The organism is Candidatus Dormiibacterota bacterium (genome assembly GCA_035544955.1).
Classification (GTDB): Bacteria; Chloroflexota; Dormibacteria; order CF-121; family CF-121; genus CF-13.
The window spans coordinates 193276-209665 of record DASZZN010000009.1; the positions used below are offsets into that span (position 1 = coordinate 193276).

The following is a 16390-nucleotide window of genomic DNA, read 5'->3' on the forward strand; positions in this document are numbered from 1 at the left end:
GCGAATGGCAACGACCTATCCCGACGTCATCCCGATGATCGCCTACGAAGATGGGCCAAAAGCCATGGACTGGCTGTCGTCCGCCTTCGGCTTCAAGGAGCGGACACGGATGCTGGGCAAGGACGGTCGCCTCAGCCATGGCGAAATGCAAGCCGGTGATGGCGTCATCATGCTGGCCACCCCGACGCCCGACTACCAGGCGCCGCGCCACCATCGCGAGGGCTGCGAGCCGGCCCAGAAATGGTCAGCAGTCCCGTACATCGTCGACGGCGTGTTGGTCTACGTCGACGACGTCGATGCCCACTTCGCGCACGCCAAGCAGCGAGGCGCTGCCATCATCAGCGACGTCGAGGCGGATCAGTATGGGAAGCGCTACCGCGCCGAGGACCTCGAAGGCCATCGCTGGATGTTCATGGAGCGCGCCTAGGCCGTGGCTAACCTCCCTGAGGCGACGCAGGTCATTCTGGCAAAGATCAAGGATCAGCGGCGCCCCGGGTACATCCGCACCTCCGAACGCTTTCGATATCCGCAGCGGCCGGAGCGGATGCCGCAACGCCGCGGAGAGAGCGACAAGGACTACGCCGCCCGCATCGATGCGGCCCGCGAAGAAGCGTACGAGCGCGCCCGCCGCCGACTGCGGCGGACCTGAGGCTCGGTTCGCGCGGCCACATGACGCTTGAAATGCGGCCGTCGTGCGAGAAGTGCGGGGCCGCGCTGCCACCTGGTGGCGAGGCGCGGATCTGCAGCCACGAATGCACCTTCTGTCCGAGCTGCGCCGCAGGAATGAATGGCATCTGCCCGAACTGTGGCGGCGAGCTGGTGGCCCGGCCGAAGCGAAAGTAGCCGGAAAGACCCCCGTGTCACCGGCGGGTGGAGCGCCTGTTTGCGAACGCAATTTCGGGGTTGTCGCGCAACAAACGGAGCAATAAACTTCTCAAAATCCGGCACAGAGGTGTGGAGGGTTGCACCAACCATTCCCCCCTGGGACGTGCAACCCGTCCCTCTATGGAATGGTCGGCACGATGAAACCGCCCGTGTTTGGCGGTAGGGCGAGCTTCGCGACCTGGGAGCCATCGGTTCGAAGGACGCGTAGCTGATCACCATTTTCGAGAAGGTAGATCGTCTGCCCATCGGCCGAAACCCAGACCGATTTGAGCGAGACATCAGGTAGCCATCGACCTTTCACAGCCACATCCGGCAAATGGACCAGCGTCACCCCGCCGGGCGCGCCAAAGTCGCCGACCGCATACAGCCAGTTTCCATCCGGAGACACCGCGACCGTTCGGGGGATGCCACCGGCGGAAGCATCCGTAACCAACAGCGACCTGAGCCAGGCCAGGGGGTTGGAGTCAGCCGTGGCGACCTTAGCCGAGGTGACGAGCTTGTGCCGCACCAGGTCGATCGCATTGAGCGCACCGGTGCCGCCTTCATGGAGATAGAGGGTGTTGCCATCGGCAGATAAGACCGGCGAAACCCAGAAGGGGTTGCTCTGAGTGATTCGGACCTCGTGCGTCACCGTCATGGCAACCAGGTCGAACCACGTGACCCGGCCGTCGCCAGGGCAGAAGGCAACGAGCGTGCGCCCGTCAGCGAGCACCCGAAACGGCAGTCCCCCTGCGGTATTCGCACCCCCGGCGGCCAGCCCGTTGCACGTCGACGTGCTGCCGCTCGCTCGCTGCTCGACCCGAAGGCCAGTGCCGTCGAACGCGATCCTGACGATCGTCGAGCCGACGACATAGACGTGCTCGGCGTGGGCGCCGACGATGACGGGAATCCCATAGGGCGGCGACCCGACATCGATCGACGCGATGGACCTGCCAGCCGAGAGGTCAACCAACTGGAGCGTCGAGTTGCCCATGACGGCCAGGTAGCGTCCATCCGCGCTCAGCATCTGAACGCCAATCCCTATCGGCGACAGTTGAATCGTCTGTTCTTTGTGACCGTCCACCGCGCTGAAGACTTCGACGCCGGCATCCGTCATGGCGTACAGATGGGACCCATCGGGCGAGCGAAGCTCGTCTCGCGCTTTGATCCGGCCCACAACGTGGCCGGTCGGATCGATCCCGGTGACGATGTCGCCCGTGTAGGCGCCGCCGCTCGATTGTTGGCTCGTCACCCATGCGATGTCGGCGCCCGGTCCGGCGACGATCGGCGTGGTCGGCGATGTCGTTACGCGTGCCGGCCCCTGGATTGGAGCTCGATGCATGGACAAGATGACCGCGCCCACAATCAGGATGCCAAGCACGGCGGCGACCTGTCCAACCAAAACGGGCCGGCGGCGCGACACTGGGCGAAGCCGCTTCACGATCCCCGGGAGCAGCTCCGGCGTGGGGCCGGCGACCGAATCGAGCGCCTGGTGGACTTCGTTTCGAAGCGCGTCTTCCTGCTTCACGCTTGGACCTCCGTAATCGGAAAATCCGCTCTGAGCTCGCGAATGCCGCGGTAGAGTCGTCCACGAACTGCGGCAAATGACGCGCCGGCTACGGTCGCGATCTCATCGAGCGGGAGATCGAGGTAGAAGTAGAGGACGACGACGAGCCGCTGCTCCGGCCGCAAGCGCTTCAGCGCGCTACGGAGGTCGATTCCCCGCACCGCCGCGTCATCTAACGCCTCTGTGTGGCGTTGCTCGGCATCGATCTTCAACACGCTCCACCAGCGGCTCCGTCGGGTGGTCCGGCATTCGTTGGCGACGATGCCGAGAAACCAGGGTCGCATCTCCGTTCCCTCTCGTAACTGGTGCATCTTCCGCCACGCCTTCACTGCCGCCTCCTGGACTGCGTCTTCGGCGAGTTGCCGGTCCTGGAGCATGCCGGCCGCCAGCCGGTAGGCAGGTTCCAGCAAAGGCCGCAGCAGCGAGGTGAACGCCGCTTCATCACCGCGCTTCGCGTCCCGAACCAGGTCCGGGTCGGCGGCGTGCTCCATGCCGTCGTCCTGTATACGCTCCATCGAGGGTGCTCTGTGACAATTACAACCATGCGACCGTTTCGGTTCGCCGCAGGAGTCAGGACCCGCGAGACTCGCGCTGAGTTTGTCGACGCTATCCGCGCGGTGGAGGCGCTCGGTTACTCGTCGGTGATGTTTTCCGATCATCTCGTGGACCAATTCGCGCCCATCTCCGCCCTGAGCGTGGCGGCTGCGGTTACGTCAACGTTGCGAATCGGGACGTTTGTCTTCAACAACGACCTGCGCCATCCCGTCGTCCTCGCCCAGGAGCTGGCAACGCTTGACCGGCTGAGCGACGGGCGGATCGAGGTCGGCATTGGCGCCGGCTGGAACAAACCAGAGTACGAGGGCGCCGGGATTCCCTACGATCCGGGTGCCACCCGAATCGACCGGCTGGCCGAAGCTGTCACCGTCATCAAGGGGCTCTTTGCCGGCCCCGTCCACTTTGAGGGCCGCTTTTACCAGGTGAAAGGCTTCGAGGACTTTCCCCGTCCAATCCAGCGCCCGCATCCGCCGTTCCTCATCGGTGGCGGCAGCCCCAAGCTGTTGCGCTTCGCCGCGCAGAATGCGCAGATCGTCGGCATCGCCCCTCGGGTCCGCCCGGATGGCACGGCGGACGTGATGGGTTGCACGCTCGCGGGCAGTGAGAAGAAGATCGCCATTATCAGGGAGGCCGCCGGCCCCCGCTTCGACCAACTGGAGATCAACACTTACCCTTCGCTATCGGCACAATCGGCGACGGTGACCGATCAGGCCGGCCCGGTGGCGCGCGAGATCGCCAGCCAGATTCGCCGGCGTTACGGCATCGACCTATCCGAGCGCGACGTTCTCGAGTCCCCGCACGTGCTCGTCGGTAGCGTCGACAGCCTGGTCGAAAAGTTCCAGATGCTCCGCGAGCGCCTTGGGATCAGCCATATCCTCGTCGGCGATGACTACCGCGCGTTCGCGCCGGTCGTAGAACGCCTTAGCGGCTCCTGATCCGTTAGGGGGGGCTGAAACGGTTGCCGCCTTCAACCGTTGTGTATGCAGTCCGAGGATCAGGAGATGACGTGACCGAAGGCGACGATGCCGGCCGGGCGTTCGAGGCGCTATATCGCGGCCTCTATCCGCTCGTCGTCCGCACCGTCTATCTCGTGGTCCTCAATCCCGACGTCGCTCAGGAGATTTGTCATGAAGCGTTTCTCCGACTGTGGCAGCATCGGAGCCGGCTCGGCGAGAGCGCGAATGAGCGGGCCTGGCTGATGCGAGTTGCAATCAACCTGGCGATTGACCAGCGCCGGAGTCTGCTCACCGCCCTCCGTCACCGAGCCAGCGATGCTACGCCCCCGGATCCGGCAACCGCGGCTCTTGCTCACATCGAGCGCGAGGAAATGCGGCGCGCGCTCCTCAGTCTTCCGAGGCGAGAGCGCGCCCTTCTCGCCCTCCGCTTCGAACAGGACCTTAGCTTTCCCGAGATTGGCAGGATTTTCGGCCGCCCCGAAGCGACCGTCAAAACGTGGGTCCATCGCGCCCTCGACCGGCTGCAACAGGAAATGGGCGGGCTTGCCTCGCCGGCGGTGGAGGAATCGTGACGAACAACCAGGATGAACTGATCGCACGCCTGACACGCTTCTACAAGGAAACTGGAAGCGAGGTTTCGGGGGCGCCACCCGCCTGGGTGGTCCCCGTCAAGCGCCGAACGGCAGGTTGGTTGCAGCCCGCGCTGGCCACCATCGTGCTGGTCGCTCTCGCCGTTGGGCTCGCCGTGACGATCCGGTTGGTTCGCGAGGAGGCACATCGTAAGATCCCGCCCGTGCCCATTCCGAGTGCATCGCCATCGCCGAATCCCTCAGCAACTGCGACGCCACCGTCGGGCTGGGTCACGCGCAAAGTGCCTGTCGGTCCGGTCACCGCAATGGCGCTCGACGGCTCAGCCGTTTTTGCTCTGTACGCGCCGACACCGGTGAACGGCGGGATCGATCCCTCCAAGATGGCACTGGCTCGAATCGACCGAGCGACCGGCGCAGTCGCGACGACGGGGATTTTCCCGTACGCCAAAACCGTGGCGAGAGTCCCGGCCGGGCTCTGGGTTGCCGCCGGCCCTGGCATTGGAGATGGGACGGTAGCGGCGGACACAAAATGGCTTAGTCTGGTCGACCCCGTGACCTTGAGCGTCAAGCAGCGGGTTCACCTACCGGCCCAGGCGGACTCGGGGAGCAACGCAGGCCCGCAGGTTGCTGGGGCGTCGAATCTGTTGTGGCTCGGTTACGCCCACTCGCTGTACCGACTTGATCCCATCAGCGGACGCATATTGCTCACGGCGAGTGTGCCGGGAACGGTGACGTCCATCTCGCTCGACCCGTCGGGCCACCGCCTTTACGTCGGAGTGGACGTAACGCCAAGCCAGACTAGCCAGGACCTCGTCGTCGAGTGGGATGCCTTGACGGGCGCCCGCCTCGCCTCGGCGACAACGGGCGGGCTCGGACTGGGTGGTCCCCAAGTCGCAGCGGCGGCAGATGGGGTCTGGATCTCTTTTGCGACTGGCATGATGGGCGCAGTCGGGCACCTAAGTGCGACGGGGCTGGCACTACTCTCGTCGCCGCAATACCCAAACACGAATGGTATCCATGTATTTGTCTCTGGAGGAACGTTATGGCTTGTCGATGGCGGGCTTTCGCAGGTCGCGTGTGCCGACCCTCTGACCGGCGTGGTAGCGGCATCCAGCCACGAGCCCTCCTCAGGGGCGGTCGTCGCCGATGCCAACGGAAGCTATCTCGGCGCCTTCGATGGCGTCGGGTTCCTGCGACCCGACTCTTCCTGCCCGCACTAGGGGAACTCGGCAAAATCTAGCGGCGAGGCGATGGAAATCTGGGCTCGAGGCTCGGTGGCAGGCGCTTGATTGACCGACGGTTCCAAATTCCCATCAGCGCCAGGGCGAGGACGAAGACCGCAGCGCCCGCCAGCGCGATGGCGAGTGGTTGAAACGCGAAGGCGAGAGCTGCCAGGGCTCCAATAGCGCCCGCGACGGCGGCAACAATCACCGTCAGCATCCCCGGCAGGGTCTGCGGCACGTGGAATATCGACCCCAGGCGTCGACTGGCTGTGACGTCGATGCCAAGGGTCTGCAGGGCGCCGGACAAATCGTCGTATGGACTGGTAATGAAGTACTGTTCCAGCTCGGGGTGGAGGTCGACGTAGGCGTGTCGGAGTCGGTTCATTCCGATCACCCATCGATAGTCATCGCCATTGAGCCCGGTCAGCCGCGAGATGGTGATGAGGCCGGCGAACAGGACGAGCGCGAGCAGTGGGATCGCGATCGAGATGAAGATCGCGCCGAAGTGATCGGCCTGCGCGACCAGCGCCAGCGCGATCAATGCGCCGGACAGGATGGCCAGGAATATCGTCACCCGGGTGAGGGCCTCGTTGTAGGTCAACGTCCGGGTTGCCAACAGGCTCCAGTGCTCGGTAGCCAGGATCTGCAGCTTGGCGGCGGCTCCAGTGTCGCGTCCAACCGGCGGAATTTCGGTAGACATTTCTCTCTCCTTCAATACGAATGGGTTCGCCTGGAATCGACCTTATCGAGGTGGTGGCAACGAGATCAGTACAGCAGCAAGGGCTAAAACGATGGAGGCCACCCAGGCTTCGATCCGCTGGCGGCCCAGCACCGCAGTAACGAGGGCGGCGGCAACGATGCCCGCCTTTACCAGAATTACCCACCCGTAGCCGGTGGTTATCAGCGCCGCCGCGGAGCTGAGGTGGGCGAGGGCGAGCAAAAGGCCACTACCGATCGCGACCGCCAACGCGTCGATCGCGTAGCGGCTGAAGCGGCGGTCCGGCGCGAACGCGAAAGCCGTGAGCCCGCCCACCCAGATTCCCATCGCCGCGACGTGAATCGCGTCCAGCACGAGACCGGCACCGGGCAGTCCCGCAATCGCATGCGCACTGGCGCCATCGACCAACGCCATACCGGCGCCCAGCGCGAGGATCGGCCAGGGGGATTCGAGGGCGAGCAGTGCCCATACCGACAAGGCGATGGCCAGCCGTAGCCCGAGCAGGCGGCCGAAGCCGGAGGCCAGCACCGCGATGGCGGTGTCGCCGTCGAACGACAGGCTCGCCAGCTGCGCGATCAGCGCGACTGGTTCCGCGGCGATCAGCAACAACACACCCGCGACCACCAACCGGCGCAGGCGTGGCTCGCGGCGCGTCACGACCTGGTACGCGATCGTCCCGAACGCCAGCGCCACGCCGATGAAATGGATCCAGCGGGCGAGCGCCTGAAGAGCGAACCCGAGTGGCGTGGCGGTCCCGATTTCGCCACCGGAGAGCGCGGGCAAATAGGGGTTGGCGCTCGGCTGGCCCACGACGAAACTGAATGCCCCGCGTGACGGGTGGGTGTCGGCGGCGAGGGCCTGCCAGGTCACCACGTAAGTTCCGGTCTCGGTGGAATTGATCGGCGCCGTCAGCGCATGGCCCACAACGCGGACCGGCCCGGCGACCTGATGGCCGGTCGGGCTAAAGACCTTGATCCCTTTGCCCGCAGGAGCCACGGGTTCCGAGAACGTCAACGAAACGGATGCGGGCGGTGCGCCGAGAACCGCATCCGGGGATGGGTCTGAAAAGAACAGCACCGCATGCGCCCAGGCCGCGCGCGGCGCGAGTGCCAGGATAAGCGCGAGGCCGACGACCAGGAGTCGCCGGCCCAAGCTCAGGTGTAGGCGGGCGCCTCGGCGGGAGCGGGCAATCCCGGTCCCTCCGTCCGGCGCGTACGCGCGATTCGGAGCACCAGCCCGGCCGCGAAGAGGCAAAGGAGGCCCGAGCTCATGAAGGCCAGTTGGTAGTCGCCAAAGAACGTCCGCACGGCGCCGGCCGCGAAGGCGATCGACGCGGCGCCGAGTTGATGGGCGGCGAAGATCCATCCGTACACGATCGTGAAATTCTGCTGTCCAAAGAGCTGGCGAGCCAGCTGGACGGTGGGGGGCACGGTCGCGACCCAGTCGAGCCCGTAGAAGACGATGAACAGGATGAGGCCGAAGTACGCCGTGCCGAAGGCGTAGGGCAGGAACAGCAGCGACAGGCCACGCAGGCCGTAGTACCAGAACAGCAACCAGCGGCTATCGAAACGGTCGGTGAGGACCCCCGACACCAGCGTGCCCACCACGTCAAAGACACCGATCAGGGCCAGCAGGCTGGCCGCGGTCACCTCGGCCATCCCGTGGTCCATCGAGGCCGGGATGAGGTGCGTGCCGATCAGGCCGTTGGTGGATGCCCCGCAAATGAAGAAGCTGCCCGCCAGCAACCAGAAATCACGCGAGTGGGCACCGAGTCGCAGGCCGCGAAACGCGTTCGCGATCGGGTTGCCGACCGCGAGTGGTCCCGTGTCCGCGGTGGTCGCACCGTAGGCGCGCAGGCCGAGGTCGGCCGGCCGGTTGCGGAGAAAGAGCGCGACGATCGGCACGACCGCGAGCGCAGCGATGCCGACTGTGATCGCCGCGCTGCGCCAGCCGCGGTTCTGCGCCAGCCAGCCGAGAAATGGAAGAAAGATCAGCTGACCGGTCGCGCCCGCCGCGGTGAGGGCACCGATCACCAACCCGCGACGCTGCACGAACCAACGGCTGGCGACGGTCGCCGCAAGCACCGACGCCATGCAGCCTGTGCCGAGACCCACGACCACGCCCCAGAGCAGGTACAGCTGCCAGGGGGCCGTCATCACCGTCGTCAGCAGCGCGCCGGTGGCGACCGTGATCAGCGCGCCGACGGTGACCGTGCGGATGCCGAACCGGTTCATGAGCGCGGCGGCGAACGGCCCTGTCAATCCGAAGAGGAGCAGGTTGATGAAGACCGCAAAGGAGATGATCGCGCGGTTCCACCCGAATTCGTGCTCGAGTGGAACGATCAGGACGCCGGGCGTCGCCCGAAATCCCGCGGCGCCCATGAGGGCGATGAAGGTCACGGCGGCGACGATCCAGGCGTAGTGGATGCGCTTCATTGTCTCCCGGAATATACAGGCCACTCGGCAAGAAGTTTGCCGATGAATTTGACTGTTCCCATCAGTCTTATGGGCAGGCCACCCCGAAATCGGGAATTGAGAGGAGGTCGACGTGGAACAGAAGAATCTCGACATCTACGGCAACGCACCGATCCCGTGGTCGCGCGCGCTCAAGGCGCTCGAGCGGGCACCCGCGAAACCGGAAGATCCAGGCGGCCCGACGACATACTGGCTGGCCACGACTCGGCCCGTCGGGCGCCCGCATCTCGCCGTGGTCGGTGCGGTTCGGGTCAGATCATCCGCACGATCGACGTGCCGCTCGATTCAGCCAGTTCGGGCGATGTGGCGCGGTGGATGGTCGCCTTCAACGAGATCCGAGATGCCGATATCAGCGATGAAGAGCGCCTCATTCGTGGCGGGCTCATTTGCGAGGCGCTCCACGAGAACTGCGGTGGGAGTCTGAAGGAGGTTCAGCGATGAAGTGGGTCACGCGAAAGAATGCCAACGTCGACCGGATTGCCTGCCCATGGCTCATCAGGCGATTCGTAGATAAGGATGCGGAGTTCCTTTTCGTCCAGGCTGACGAGGTCTCCGGTGTAGCGCAGCGTGAGGGTGCCATCCCCTATGACGTGAAGGGAGCCGAGTTGGGGCATGTCGATGGGCGATGCAGTTTCGAGTCCATCATGGTCAAGTACCAGCTGACCGACCCGGCTCTGCAGAAGCTCGCCAAGATTGTGCACGGCGCCGATGTATCCGCCGACATCAACATCGTGCCGGAGTCGGCCGGGCTGCAGGCGATCGCGCACGGCTTCGCCCTGGCTCATGGTGACAACGACCACGAGAAGATACGACTCGAAACACCCATGTACGACGCCCTCTACGCTTGGTGCAAGGCCCAGCCAGGATAGCGACCTGAATCCGATCCGCTCCATCCCGGAGCTCGCTCGCCGACGTGGCTAGGCGACCTTCCGTTCCTAACTTACCGGGTGACGGCGACCGTCGGCGGCGTCGGGGCAAGTCCAAGCTGCCGTAGCATGCCGAGCCGATCGATGTCGCCCCAATGGTCGGTCACTTGGCCATTCTTGATCCGGACAAAGTGGCTCTCCGTCCAGGTGGCCTGCTTCCCAGTTGCCGGCATACCCCTAAAGTCACCCTTCATCGTGCCGGTATAGGTAACCTTGGTGGCCACAAGATCGCCTTCGGCAACCTGCAAGTCGATCGTATTCTTGAGATCCGGGAACGCCGAGCGGAGGGCGCGGGCCATCAACTTGAGGCCCTCCCGCCCGGGCGGCACCCCTGGCGGAAGCTCACCGTGTTCACGGCTGTCCGGTGCCACCACCTCGTCGATCACTTCGAATCGCCCCTGGCCGAAGACTTCCACCGAGATGCGGCGGCCGATTGCCTTGATGTCCTCTGTCATGGTTCCGCCTCCATGTGAGCGCCGAGCCGATACAGCAGGGCTAGGGTAGCACCGCGACCTCCCAGCTGACTCTATTGAGAACGCTACCCGTGACGATCGTTGGTCGGCGTCGCGTCAGCGGGTGGCTTCGTCGAGAAGCAGCCGCAACTGGCTGGCAAGGGTTTCGAGCCTCGCTGGGTCGACGAACATGATTGACGTATTGGCGATTCGGTCGATCGCTTGAATGAACGATGCCCGGTTCGGCAGTGTCGCGCCAAGGATTTCGTTTACCTTTCTCGAGCGATTCTGAAGCGCGGCATCGGCCAGTTGTTGCATGTGGTTGAGCAGGCCAGTCCAATCCACGGATTCCGCTGAGCGCGGCGATGTCACAGGAGTTGCGACGCTCGTAGGACCTGCGACGCTCGCAGCATCTGCCAGCACCAGATCGGTCGGGCGCTTTATCGTTTCGGCGGTCGGCAAGCGGGCCTTGGGGTCAAACGAATAGCTTCCGTCCGCCCACGACAAGGCCGCCTGAACGGCCTGCTCCCCCTCGACCTTGCCGCAGTTGGCGTGGAAAAGATGTCCAAATAGAAGGTGGAGCGAACAAATCTCATCGTTGCGCGTGAGCGTCAAGGTGCCCGTCGCGCGACGGGCTTGCATCGTCAGCAGGAGGGTCCCAAGGAAAGTCTGCGCGATCGAGCCCGACTGGTTCAGGTCTGGAGGCGGCGCGGGTGCCGGTCTCGCGGCTACCGGTCTCTTGGGGCGGTCAAGTTCCGCCTGGATCGTTCGGGGTCGGCGCGTTCCGATAAGCAGGAGAACGATCACGCCCGATGCAACCGCCGCCGCGAGCAGCACCCAGGTATTCATCAGCAGCTATCCGCCGCCTGCACTGAAGCTTCCGCATCGCCCCACGCAAGCTGCAACGCGTTCGCAGGGGCAAAGGTATTGCCCCCGGTGCGCTACTCACCGACGCCGGCCTTGATGTCCCGGAGGTAGGGCATCGCTTCCGAGCAGGGAATCTGGCTGGCGACGTAGGCGCCCGACCAGCTCGCGCGCCGGACTGCGGTTTCCAGATCGATCCCGCGCAGCAGGCCGTGGGTGACCGTCGCCAGAAAGGCGTCGCCCGCGCCGAGGCCGTTGACGACCTCCATCCGCACCGGGGGCACCTCGACGACGCGATCACTGTCGAATAACACCGCACCGTCGCCGCCGCGCTTGAGGATGAGGACGCGCGGACCCGCAGCGCGCAGTTCCGCGATGGCCTCGCGCGCGTCGTCGAGCCCGGTGGCGGCTCGAACCTCGTCTTCATTGCCGAGGACGATGTCAGCGTACGGTAGGACGTCTTCAATCGCCGCCGCATAGTTCCTTTCGTTGCGCCAGAACATCGGCCGGTAATCGAGGTCGAGGATAGCCGTGTGGCGGTGCCGTTTGAGCGCCGCCAGGTGGGCCTTGTAGCTCTTCCAACGCGCCAATCCCGTTCCCGACGCAAGTAGGACGGGTGCGTCGGCTACGGCGTCGACATCGAAGTCATTGGTCGTCAGTTCCCAGTCGGGACAGGTGGGCGTTCGATAGAAGAGGAGCGGGAATCGCCCCGGCGGCCAGATCTCGCAGAAGACGATGGGCGTGTTCAGGGTGTGGTCGATGCCGAGCCAGCCGACCTCGACGCCCTCGCGCGAGAGGAAGTCGCGGATGAACTCGCCGTGGCCATCGTCGCCAACTTTGCTGACGATGGCGGTGCGCACTTGCAATCGAGCGAGGCCGGTGCAGACATTGCCCGCGAAGCCGCCCACGTAGCGGACGAAGTTTCGTTGCTCGCGTAGTGGGGTCCGGAGCTGGGCGGGATACAGGTCGGCGCTGAGCCGGCCCATCACGACCACCTCGACACTGCCGGCGGCGGTCCAGGAGCGAAGGCTCATGTTTTCTTCCAGTCCATCAGCCACTCGTGGTCCGGGTCGGTCGTGAAGAGCCACTCGCGCACGTCACCGGCCATCGCGTTCAGGTAGTAGCAGTCGTATCCGGGCGCAGCCGACACGACGTGGTAACCGCGCGGGACCAGGACGAGGTCTTCGTTGCGGGCGCGGATGGAAACGTTGAGGCCCCCACCCCGACCCTCCCCCGCCAGCGGAGGGAGCGGCTTGGTATAGATGCCCTGGAAGGCGAAGCCGTGCTCCGGGTTGAATCGGTAGTAGTACAGCTCCTCGAGGGCGCGCTCAACGCCGGGTTTGTCTTCGTCGTGCTTGTGGGGTGGGAAGGTCGACCAATGACCCGCCGGGGTCAGCACTTCGACCAGGATCAGCCGCGCCGCGGCGTCTCCCTCCGACAGAATCCAGTGAATCCGTCGCTCGGTGATCCCTTTGCCGCGGACCTCGACGCGAACATCGTTCGGACGAATGACGCGTGGCGGGAGGGTCGACTCGGCGGGCGCCGACACGATCGCGAGGTGCAGGGACGTCAGCGCGCGCAGGCGGTAATCGGCGCGGGGCGGGAGCAATAACGCCGAGGGCTTGCCGTCAAAGACGTGATCCCTTTCGCCGACGTCGCCGAATCCGTCGACCTCGGCCGTGCCACCCAGCCAGATCAGCGCCGTTTCTTCCGCCGTTGTGTTCCCGGCAAGCTCCTCCCCGGCATTGAGCCAGCGGGTCCGAAACGATAGGTACCGCCATCCGGCCGTTTCGGGACGAACGCCCTCGGTCGCCCGCCGGACCAGGCTCGGATCGCTCATATGCCCCGAGCCCGGAGAAACTCGCGGTTGCGTTGCTCGTCCCGGGCCGCCCGGTCGGGCGGCTCACCGGCGCGCGGCAGCATATCCTGCTCGACGACCAGCCAACCGGAGAACCCTCGTTCGCGAAGCGCGTCAAGGACACCGTCGATGTCGAGGTCGCCCTCACCGAGCGGGCAGAACGCCCGCTCGCGCCAGAAATCGATCATGGTGCCCTCTGCCGCGATCACCCGGGCGACGACATCCCGCCGAACGTCCTTCAGGTGGAGGTGATTGATCCGCCTCGCCCAATCCCGCGCCGCCGTGACCGGGTCGCCGCCCCCGATCACCAGGTGACCGATGTCGAGGCAGAGGCCGACATCGGTGCGTTCGAGCAGCGCCTCGACCTCCTCCGGCGTTTCAACGTAGCTCGCGCCGTGATGGTGGAAGGTCGGTTCGAAGCCGCGTTGGCGGCAGAGTGCGGTCACGCGCTTCATGCTCTCCGCAAAGCGTGACCAGGCCGCGGCGTCGAGCATCAGCGATGGATCGTCATGGGCTCGGCCCGGCGTGCGGCGGCGCGCGTCGGACCCGGCGTCCGCCAGGGTCGGGCGGGGCGGCACGCGCGCGTCGTCCTTGATCCCATCGAGGGTATCGAGAAGACGACCGAGCTCGGTCATGGCGGGCGCCATCCGGTCCGGCGCAGAAAAGGGCATCGCGATATAGCCGCCCGCCAGGCTGAGGCCTCGATCCCGGAGACGCCGCGTCAGCTCGCCCCCGGTTCCAAGGTACCCCGGTGGGCCGAGGTCGATGCCCGCGTATCCTGCAGCCGCCACCGCATCGAGAACGGTGATCGCGTCAGGGACATTCGGGTCGATCCCAACGGTGACTTCGAAAGCGCCGAAGGACACGGGAGCGCCAGCGACGGCAATCGATTTGTTCAGGTCTTCAGACGCGCAACGTATTGACCGCTCATCGGTGGTCGGAGTATAGTCGCGCGCAGCTTGGCTCAACCTCGACTGCGCGTCGGCGTCATCGGCTGCGGACTGATTGCGCAGGTGATGCACCTGCATTACCTGCGGGAATTGAGCGACCGCTTCGAGATCGGGGCGGTCTGCGACCTGTCCCGGACCGTGGTTGATCGGGTGGGGGACGCCTACGGCGTCGGCCGCCGTTTCACCGATTGGACCGCGCTGCTCGAGGAGCCGTTGGATGGGGTGCTGATCCTCACGTCCGGCAGCCATGAACCGATGGCGGTTGCCGCGGCGCAGGCCGGGCGCCATGTCTTCATCGAGAAGCCGATCGCACTCTCTGAGACAGAGGGGAGGTCGATCATCGCGGCCGGCAAGAAGGCGGGGGTGCGGCTTATGGTCGGCTACATGAAGCGGTATGACCCGGCGGTCGAGCGAGTGACGGAGGAGCTTCGGGAGTTGAAGCCGCTGCGGTTCGCCCGTTCGACAACCGCAGAGTATCCACTGAAGTGGTACGTGGCGCACTATCCGATCGTCCGCGGGACGGCCATCGATGCGAAAACGGTCGCGGCGCTGCAGGCGGAGGACGAGGCGAGAGTCACGGCGGCGATTCAGCTGACCGATCCGGTGCTGCGCTATGCCTATCGGCACTCCCTGCTTGACAGCATGATCCACGACCTCAACCTGATGCGCGGCCTGCTCGGCGAGCCGAAACGGCTCCGCTTCGCCAGCGTTACGCAGCAGGAGATCTCCGTCTTTCTCGAGTTCCCACAAACGACGGCGGCCATGCACTGGGTCAACCTGACCGATGGGGTGGCCCGCTACCAGCAGGACTTCTCCTTCTTCAGTCCGGAGCGGCGAGCCGCGCTTGTCTTTCCCTCGCCGTTCCTGCGCAGCGCGCCGGTCGAGCTGGTGCTGGAGGGCGGCAGCCAGGAGAGCTCGCGCTCGTGGCGGACCGTCGAGACGGTCTCGTTCGAGTCCGCGTTCAAACGCGAGTTGCTGGAGTTCTACGCCTGCATTACCGAAAATCGGGAGCCGCGCACCACCGCCGAAGACGGGGTTCGTGACGTCGCGCTGTGCCAGGCGATCATCCGGCAACACCTCGCCACAAAAGGCTCGTGAGCGGCGTCTAGTGTCGGATGCGCAGCGTCAATAGCAGCATGGGCCGGACGATGCGCCACCAATCGCGAAGTCCCTTCATCTTGGTGTACCCGACGGAGCGGTCCGGCGGGTAGTACTTCGTCACCGGCACCTCGCAGACGCGGCAGCCGCGCCGGATCGCCTGGTAGAGCAGGTAGGGTTCGAGCTCGTAGCGGTCCAGCCATGGCTGCTGCAGCGGCCACGTCCGGCAAATCTCGGTGCGGAACAGCTTGAAGCCGTTGGTCGCGTCGCTGATCCAGTGCAAGGTGACCGCGGAGAACACCACCGAGTAGCCGATCGTCATCACGGTGCGGCTGAGCGGCTGGTGGAGCCGGGTGCCCCCCCGCAGGTAGCGCGACCCCTGGACGAACTCACAGCCTCGATCGACGATGGCTTCGGCGAGGCGGATCAGCTCGTTGGGATCATCCTGATCGTCGCCGGCCATGATCCCAATGAGCGCGATCCCGTGATCCTGTCCCCAATCGATGCCGGTGCGGATCGCGGCGCCCACCCCACGGTTGACCTGGTGCCGGAGGACACGGGCGCCGGCTGCTTCCGCCTCCGCGGCTGTGGTGTCGGTGGAGCCGTCGTCGACGACCAGGACTTCGTCAACCAGTGGCCGTGGCATCCGCGAGATGGCGCGCCCGATCTTTCCTGCCTCGTTGAGGGCGGGCAGGATCACCGCAATTGACTGATCCTTGTACATCAGCCGCGAACGTACGTCGTCACGGGTGCTGCGCCAGGTAGGAGGCGGAGTGCGTCAGCTTGTCAACGGTGTTGACGACGCGGGCCGGGTTTCCCACCACGACGGCCCGCGGCGGGACGTCTTTGGTGACCACCGCGCCGGCGCCTACCAGCGCCTCCTCGCCGATGACCACCTCGGGCAGCAGCGTGGCGTTGACGCCCACCCTGGCGCCCCGCTTGATGGTGGGTCCCTTCATGCACTCGCGGCAGATCGGATGGCGGTCGTTGGCGATCATCACGCCGGGGGCCAGGAACACATCGTCCTCGATGACGGTGAACTGCGCCACATAGACGCCGTTGTGCACCCGCACGCGGTTTCCGATCACGCAACCGTAGTCGATCGTCGAGTTGTTCCAGATGCTGAAGGCATCGCCGATGCGGTTCTCTTCGCGAATCACCACTCCGTGTCCCGTCTCGAGGTGGGCGCCAATCGTCGAACCGGCATAGATGACGGTAAACGAGCGGACGATGGCATGAGGGCCGATCGTCAGCGTCAGGTCCTTGATCTTGCGTCCGGGCACTTCGCCGATCAC

General features: G+C 65.3%; 21 protein-coding genes. 9 read left to right on the top strand and 12 right to left on the bottom strand.

Annotated elements, in window-relative coordinates:
• Positions 1–4: 4 nt before the first annotated feature.
• Genes VHK65_03450 through VHK65_03460 form a run of 3 tightly spaced genes read left to right on the top strand, consistent with a single transcriptional unit; the run spans position 5 to position 843 of the window.
• Complete coding sequence (locus tag VHK65_03450; GenBank protein ID HVS05203.1) at positions 5–427, top strand: VOC family protein; 423 nt, start codon at positions 5–7, stop codon at positions 425–427.
• Between the two features lie 3 nt (positions 428–430).
• A complete protein-coding gene (locus tag VHK65_03455) occupies positions 431–649 on the top strand; it encodes a hypothetical protein (protein ID HVS05204.1) in 219 nt (72 codons plus the stop codon).
• Positions 650–681: 32 nt separating this feature from the next.
• Positions 682–843 carry a DUF1272 domain-containing protein gene (locus VHK65_03460; protein ID HVS05205.1) on the top strand — a complete coding sequence of 54 codons (162 nt, stop codon included), beginning with the start codon at positions 682–684 and terminating at the stop codon, positions 841–843.
• Positions 844–1003: 160 nt separating this feature from the next.
• On the opposite strand, the gene VHK65_03465 is transcribed toward VHK65_03460, so the two are convergent.
• Complete coding sequence (locus VHK65_03465) at positions 1004–2392, bottom strand: hypothetical protein (protein HVS05206.1); 1389 nt, start codon at positions 2390–2392, stop codon at positions 1004–1006.
• A complete protein-coding gene (locus tag VHK65_03470; GenBank protein HVS05207.1) occupies positions 2389–2946 on the bottom strand; it encodes an RNA polymerase sigma factor in 558 nt (185 codons plus the stop codon). The genes VHK65_03465 and VHK65_03470 overlap by 4 nt, the downstream gene beginning before the upstream one ends.
• Before the next feature lie 27 nt (positions 2947–2973).
• Between VHK65_03470 and VHK65_03475 the strand changes: the two genes are divergently transcribed.
• The 3 genes from VHK65_03475 (at position 2974) to VHK65_03485 (ending at position 5752) form a co-directional block, all read left to right on the top strand.
• Complete coding sequence (locus VHK65_03475; protein ID HVS05208.1) at positions 2974–3921, top strand: TIGR03621 family F420-dependent LLM class oxidoreductase; 948 nt, start codon at positions 2974–2976, stop codon at positions 3919–3921.
• A 71-nt stretch (positions 3922–3992) separates the two neighbouring features.
• The gene (locus VHK65_03480) at positions 3993–4514 is read left to right on the top strand and encodes a sigma-70 family RNA polymerase sigma factor (protein ID HVS05209.1); all 522 of its coding nucleotides are present in this window, start codon (positions 3993–3995) and stop codon (positions 4512–4514) included.
• Positions 4511–5752, top strand: a complete 1242-nt coding sequence (locus tag VHK65_03485) for a hypothetical protein (protein HVS05210.1) — start codon at positions 4511–4513, stop codon at positions 5750–5752. Before VHK65_03480 ends, VHK65_03485 begins: the two co-directional genes overlap by 4 nt.
• A 16-nt stretch (positions 5753–5768) precedes the next feature.
• Here the strand turns inward: VHK65_03485 and VHK65_03490 are convergent, their stop codons facing one another.
• The 3 genes from VHK65_03490 to VHK65_03500 are packed head-to-tail and all read right to left on the bottom strand — an operon-like array spanning position 5769 to position 8908.
• Entirely contained in the window at positions 5769–6455 is a 687-nt protein-coding gene (locus VHK65_03490; protein HVS05211.1) for a hypothetical protein, read from the bottom strand.
• Between the two features lie 42 nt (positions 6456–6497).
• A complete protein-coding gene (locus VHK65_03495) occupies positions 6498–7625 on the bottom strand; it encodes a copper resistance protein CopC (protein HVS05212.1) in 1128 nt (375 codons plus the stop codon).
• A gap of 2 nt (positions 7626–7627) precedes the next feature.
• The gene (locus VHK65_03500; protein ID HVS05213.1) at positions 7628–8908 is read right to left on the bottom strand and encodes an MFS transporter; all 1281 of its coding nucleotides are present in this window, start codon (positions 8906–8908) and stop codon (positions 7628–7630) included.
• 312 nt (positions 8909–9220) lie between these two features.
• Between VHK65_03500 and VHK65_03505 the strand changes: the two genes are divergently transcribed.
• Together VHK65_03505 and VHK65_03510 are read left to right on the top strand one after the other, a co-directional pair.
• Positions 9221–9388 carry a hypothetical protein gene (locus VHK65_03505; GenBank protein ID HVS05214.1) on the top strand — a complete coding sequence of 56 codons (168 nt, stop codon included), beginning with the start codon at positions 9221–9223 and terminating at the stop codon, positions 9386–9388.
• Positions 9385–9816, top strand: a complete 432-nt coding sequence (locus VHK65_03510; protein HVS05215.1) for a chromate resistance protein ChrB domain-containing protein — start codon at positions 9385–9387, stop codon at positions 9814–9816. Before VHK65_03505 ends, VHK65_03510 begins: the two co-directional genes overlap by 4 nt.
• Positions 9817–9887: 71 nt before the next feature.
• Here VHK65_03510 and VHK65_03515 read toward each other — a convergent pair whose 3' ends face one another.
• From VHK65_03515 to VHK65_03535, 5 genes are all read right to left on the bottom strand, one after another.
• Positions 9888–10328 (bottom strand): ester cyclase, encoded by a 441-nt coding sequence (locus VHK65_03515; GenBank protein HVS05216.1) that lies wholly within the window; start codon positions 10326–10328, stop codon positions 9888–9890.
• A 114-nt stretch (positions 10329–10442) separates the two neighbouring features.
• Positions 10443–11162 carry a DUF4388 domain-containing protein gene (locus tag VHK65_03520; protein ID HVS05217.1) on the bottom strand — a complete coding sequence of 240 codons (720 nt, stop codon included), beginning with the start codon at positions 11160–11162 and terminating at the stop codon, positions 10443–10445.
• Between the two features lie 104 nt (positions 11163–11266).
• On the bottom strand, positions 11267–12223 hold the full coding sequence (gene iolC, locus VHK65_03525; protein ID HVS05218.1) for a 5-dehydro-2-deoxygluconokinase: 957 nt from the start codon (positions 12221–12223) through the stop codon (positions 11267–11269).
• Complete coding sequence (gene iolB / locus VHK65_03530; GenBank protein HVS05219.1) at positions 12220–13029, bottom strand: 5-deoxy-glucuronate isomerase; 810 nt, start codon at positions 13027–13029, stop codon at positions 12220–12222. The genes iolC and iolB overlap by 4 nt, the downstream gene beginning before the upstream one ends.
• Positions 13026–13913 (bottom strand): sugar phosphate isomerase/epimerase, encoded by an 888-nt coding sequence (locus tag VHK65_03535; GenBank protein HVS05220.1) that lies wholly within the window; start codon positions 13911–13913, stop codon positions 13026–13028. The genes iolB and VHK65_03535 overlap by 4 nt, the downstream gene beginning before the upstream one ends.
• Before the next feature lie 93 nt (positions 13914–14006).
• Between VHK65_03535 and VHK65_03540 the strand changes: the two genes are divergently transcribed.
• Positions 14007–15095, top strand: a complete 1089-nt coding sequence (locus VHK65_03540; GenBank protein ID HVS05221.1) for a Gfo/Idh/MocA family oxidoreductase — start codon at positions 14007–14009, stop codon at positions 15093–15095.
• A 7-nt stretch (positions 15096–15102) separates the two neighbouring features.
• On the opposite strand, the gene VHK65_03545 is transcribed toward VHK65_03540, so the two are convergent.
• Both VHK65_03545 and VHK65_03550 read right to left on the bottom strand, forming a co-directional pair.
• Positions 15103–15819: a glycosyltransferase family 2 protein gene (locus VHK65_03545; protein HVS05222.1), complete on the bottom strand. Its 717-nt coding sequence runs from the start codon at positions 15817–15819 to the stop codon at positions 15103–15105.
• 19 nt (positions 15820–15838) lie between these two features.
• Positions 15839–16390 carry an N-acetyltransferase gene (locus tag VHK65_03550; protein ID HVS05223.1) on the bottom strand — a complete coding sequence of 184 codons (552 nt, stop codon included), beginning with the start codon at positions 16388–16390 and terminating at the stop codon, positions 15839–15841.